The organism is Absiella sp. AM09-50, from assembly GCF_003433845.1.
In the GTDB taxonomy this organism is placed as follows: domain Bacteria; phylum Bacillota_I; class Bacilli_A; order Erysipelotrichales; family Erysipelotrichaceae; genus Hoskinsella; species Hoskinsella hominis.
Map to the genome: position 1 here is coordinate 1 of NZ_QVFI01000058.1, position 4,801 is coordinate 4,801.

At 41.3% G+C, this 4,801-nt stretch carries 4 protein-coding genes and 1 pseudogene; all 5 read left to right on the forward strand.

Features of this window, described 5'->3' with window-relative positions; translation table 11 throughout:
- A pseudogene (locus DW114_RS20955) lies at positions 1–1,389 on the forward strand (SrtB-anchored collagen-binding adhesin); the annotation flags it as partial.
- Positions 1,390–1,625: 236 nt separating this feature from the next.
- Entirely contained in the window at positions 1,626–1,952 is a 327-nt protein-coding gene (locus DW114_RS20965; RefSeq protein WP_008792581.1) for a YdcP family protein, read from the forward strand.
- A 15-nt stretch (positions 1,953–1,967) separates the two neighbouring features.
- Positions 1,968–2,351, forward strand: a complete 384-nt coding sequence (locus DW114_RS20970; RefSeq protein ID WP_008687119.1) for a YdcP family protein — start codon at positions 1,968–1,970, stop codon at positions 2,349–2,351.
- Between the two features lie 101 nt (positions 2,352–2,452).
- Positions 2,453–3,217, forward strand: coding sequence for an MBL fold metallo-hydrolase (locus DW114_RS20975; RefSeq protein ID WP_008687118.1), 765 nt, complete (start codon positions 2,453–2,455; stop codon positions 3,215–3,217).
- A gap of 98 nt (positions 3,218–3,315) precedes the next feature.
- The gene (locus DW114_RS20980; RefSeq protein ID WP_117456274.1) at positions 3,316–4,710 is read left to right on the forward strand and encodes an FtsK/SpoIIIE domain-containing protein; all 1,395 of its coding nucleotides are present in this window, start codon (positions 3,316–3,318) and stop codon (positions 4,708–4,710) included.
- Positions 4,711–4,801 lie beyond the last annotated feature (91 nt).

Below are 4,801 nucleotides of genomic sequence, written 5' to 3' on the forward strand. Positions count from 1 at the left end.
AAAATCGTGGACTTAACCGACGAAGCTCATTCTATCTATAATCAGATTAAGCGTGGAGATATTGAGGGTGTAAAAATCGGTGCAGGTACACACAAGCGTCTTGCTAATGTTCCCTTTAGGATCACAAGCAAGATGACGGGCGAAAATCATGTCGTGGTAACTGATGATAACGGGCAATTCTCCACTTCTGCTGAATGGGCTTCTCATAAGCACAATACAAACGCAGGAAAGACCAGCGAGGACGGTGTGTGGTTTGGAACTTCTGAACCAGATGACAGCAAAGGTGCGTTACCTTATGATACCTATATCATTGAAGAATTACGCTCTGATAGTAACAAAGGTTTTGAACTTATCCCACCTTTTGAAATCGTGGTATCAAGAAATAACCTTGTGATTGATTTAGGAACGCTGACTGATGAATACGAAAAAGAAATCTCTATCCATACCACAGCGACCAGCAAAGACGGCGAAAAGACTATCCTTGCAGGAAAAGAGATTACGATTGTTGATACTGTCAAATTAGACGGACTTACAAAAGGCACAAAGTATCAGTTAAAAGGCTGGCAGATGTTAAAAGAAGAAAATGTAGAACTTCTTATCAATGGAAAACGTGTGGAAAATGATTATACCTTTGTCGCTGATGATGAAGAAATGAAAGTGGAAATTTCCTATACATTTAATGCGTCTGCTTTAGGTGGCAAAAACCTTGTTACCTTTGAAGAATTGTATGATTTCAGCAATCCAGACGAACCCGTAAAAGTTGCGGAACATAAAGACATTGAGGACGACGGACAGACGGTACTTATCACAGAGCGTATCGTCAAAATTCATACGACTGCTACGGATAAGGACGGCAACAAAGAGCTTGAAGCTGGAAAAGACGTTACAATCATTGATACCGTAATCTTAGAGGGCTTAGAAGTCGGTACACAGTACAAACTTGTGGGCTGGCAGATGTTGAAAGAAGAAAATGCAGAGCTTCTTATCAATGGAAAACGTGTGAAAAGTGATTACACTTTTACTGCTGACAGCGAAACTATGAAAGTGGAAGTTGCCTTTACCTTTGACGCTACTTCTCTTGACGGCAAACAGCTTGTAACTTTTGAAGAATTGTACGATTTAAGCAATCCAGACGAGCCGAAGAAAGTTACCGAGCATAAGGATATTGAGGATAAGGGACAGACGATTACCTTTAAGGAAAAAACCAAAGTCCCAGAAGAACCAAAGAAACCCGAAACACCACAGACACCAGATACACCGCATAAAACAGACAGTCCAAAAACTGGCGATAGCACAAACCTTTACGGACTGCTTGCACTTCTTTTGACTTCTGGTGCTGGACTGGCAGGTATCTTCTTCTGCAAACGCCGTAAAATGAAGAAATCATAAGGCGGTAACGGTATGAGAAAAGAAAAATCACGTTCTCCGCCGATACCGTGTCGGCAGACTTCCGCTTATTCTGGATTGTCTGCTACTTACCTGCAAGAACACGGATAGTCAAGGGTGCGTAAGCATTGATTTTACCCTTTACTATCTGGGGGATTGCTGGTACTTCCCAAACCGCCAGAATAAGAAATCACAATCAAAAAACTTATCAAAAATAGAAAGAAATGAGGTAAAACACTATGGAAATGAAATATGTCGTGCCAGATATGGCACAGTCTTTTGGAACTCTTGAATTTGCAGGCGAAAGTGAGCCAGTCTTTGAAAGAGATAAAAATAACCGCAGGGTCTTAGCCAGACGAAGCTATAACCTTTATTCTGACGTACAAAAAGGCGAAAATGTTGTGGTAGAAATTCCCGTGCAGGCTGGCGAAAAGCATTTCAAGTATGAACAGAAAGTAAAACTTGTCAATCCGAAGTTATATGGCAGAGGTTACGCAATCGGGGATATGGGACATACCGATTATGTGTTGCTTGCTGATGATATTGTAGCAGTTGAAGAAAAGTAAAGGAGTGAAGAATTTATGAGATTATCAAACGGGTTTGTTATTGACAAAGAGAAAACATTTGGAGAATTAAAATTTACAGCGGTGCGAGATGTGTTCTTGCAGAATGAGGACGGGACACCGAGTACCCAGCTTAAAAAGCGTATCTATGATTTGAAGTGCAGTCTGCATGGTGGAATTATCCCCGTGTCCGTACCGCCAGAAGTACCGTTAAGGGAATTTCCGTACAATGCGGTTGTGGAGCTTGTCAATCCAGTAGCCGATACGGTATCAAGAAAAACCTATACGGGTGCAGATGTGGACTGGTATGTAAAGGCAGAGGATATTGTATTGAAGAATAAAAGCAACCAGAACGCAGGCAATACACAGAACCATACACCGCAGGGACAACCGAAAAAATAGACTTGCTGAATAGATTTTCGTTGTAGAGGATATACGGAACTGTTATAATATGGGTATGAAGAAAGCGACAAATTAAAATTTTTAGGGAGTGAGAATAGTATATGGACAGTTGGTTTACCGTCGAACAAATAGACCAAGATACATTCGTCATCAGCGAATACAAACACTGGGAAGAAACACATTGTTATCTATTGTGTGGGACAAAAAGAGCCATTCTGATTGATACAGGTTTAGGTGTTTCCAACATCAGAGAGGTTATTGATGGATTGACGAAACTGCCCGTTACAGTAATCACTACTCATGTTCATTGGGATCATATCGGTGGACATAAATATTTTCGGTCTATTGCAGTTCATGAAGCAGAAAAAGAATGGCTATCGGTCAAATTCCCTATACCTTTGCAAGTGGTAAAAAACAATATTATGTGCAATCCATGTGATTTCCCCTCGGATTTTAAGGTAGAGAAATATCAGATTTTTCAAGGGGTTCCGCAAATGATTTTACATGATGAAGATTGTATTGACTTAGGGAACAGAAAGTTGGTAGTTATTCACACGCCCGGTCATTCTCCCGGACATTGTTGTTTCTATGAAGCGGATAGAAAATATCTGTATTCCGGCGATTTGATATATAGCGGTTGCCTTGATGCTTTTTATCCATCAACAAACCCACAAGAATTTTGGAAGTCTGTTAGAAAAATTCAATCTTTAAAGATAAGTCGAATTTTGCCAGGACATCATCATTTATCTATTCCAGTTACTATAATTGACAAGATAGAGACAGCTTTTCACAACTTGTCAAATGAAGGGAAATTAAAACAAGGGAATGGTATATTCAGCTATGAGGGGTTTCAAATCCATATCTGAAATGCAATCTTAGTTTTACAATTTTATATCCCTACACACAAAGCAGTTAGTCTTAGGATTGACTGCTTTTTTCATACCCAGAAAGGAGTGATTGATTTATGCGTATGATTTGGAACAAAGGACACCGTATCAGAGCCAGCGACAAGCACCTTGTTTATCATTTTTCCATAGAGACGCTTCTGTTTGTGTTCGTGGCAGTTCTCCTGCTACTGAATAGCAAACAGCTCATGCGTACCGACTGGGAACATTTCAGCTTATTAGACAATGGCTTTACGCTTTCCCTTTACAACTTCATAACCATACTGATAGCGACTGGTGTTTGTGCATTGGTCGCTTTTCTGTATTACCGCTTCTGTTACGACAGTTTCAAGAAGCTACTGCACCGTCAAAAGCTGGCAAGAATGATACTGGAAAATAAGTGGTATGAAGCCGATACCGTACAAGACAGCGGTTTTTTTACTGACCTGCAAAGCAGATCAAGGGAAAAAATCGTCTGGTTTCCAAAGATTTATTATCAAATGGAAAAAGGACTTCTTCATATCCGCTGTGAAATTACGCTGGGAAAATATCAAGACCAGCTTTTACGGTTGGAGGATAAGTTGGAAAGTGGCTTGTATTGTGAGCTGACCGACAAGACCCTGCATGACGGCTATATCGAATATACCCTGCTTTATGATATGATAGCGAACCGCATTACCATTGATGAAGTACGGGCAGAAAACGGTTGTCTTAGATTGATGAAAAATCTTGTCTGGGAATATGACGCACTCCCTCACGCTCTGATTGCTGGTGGGACTGGTGGCGGTAAAACATATTTTCTGCTGACACTCATTGAAGCCTTACTGCATACAAACGCTGTCCTTTATATCTTAGACCCGAAGAACGCTGACCTTGCAGACTTAGGGACAGTTATGGAAAATGTGTATCACACCAAAGAAGAAATGATTGATTGCGTCAATGCCTTTTATGAGGGCATGGTACAGCGAAGTGAGGAAATGAAGCGACACCCGAACTATAAGACGGGCGAAAACTATGCCTATCTGGGACTGCCACCCTGCTTTCTTATCTTTGATGAATATGTAGCATTTTTTGAAATGCTGGGGACGAAAGAAAGTGTGAGCTTACTTAGCAAGTTAAAGAAAATCGTTATGTTAGGACGACAAGCAGGTTATTTCCTTATCGTTGCCTGCCAGCGTCCAGACGCAAAGTATTTCTCGGACGGTATCAGAGATAACTTCAATTTCCGTGTGGGACTTGGGCGTATCAGCGAATTAGGTTACGGTATGCTGTTTGGTTCAGATGTGAAAAAGCAGTTTTTTCAGAAGCGTATCAAGGGGCGTGGATATTGTGATGTGGGAACAAGCGTTATCAGTGAGTTTTACACGCCTTTAGTCCCGAAAGGACATGATTTTTTGCAGACTATCGGCTCTCTTGCACAAGCAAGGCAGGACGGGACGGCGACGTGCGAAGCGAAAGGCGACGGCACGGACTAGCCGTTGCTGGTGTGGCGTTAGCCACGCCAGCAGGTAAAACCCCTCGGTATCTAACAGAGGGGTACGTTTGCAAATAGACAATAGACAAAAA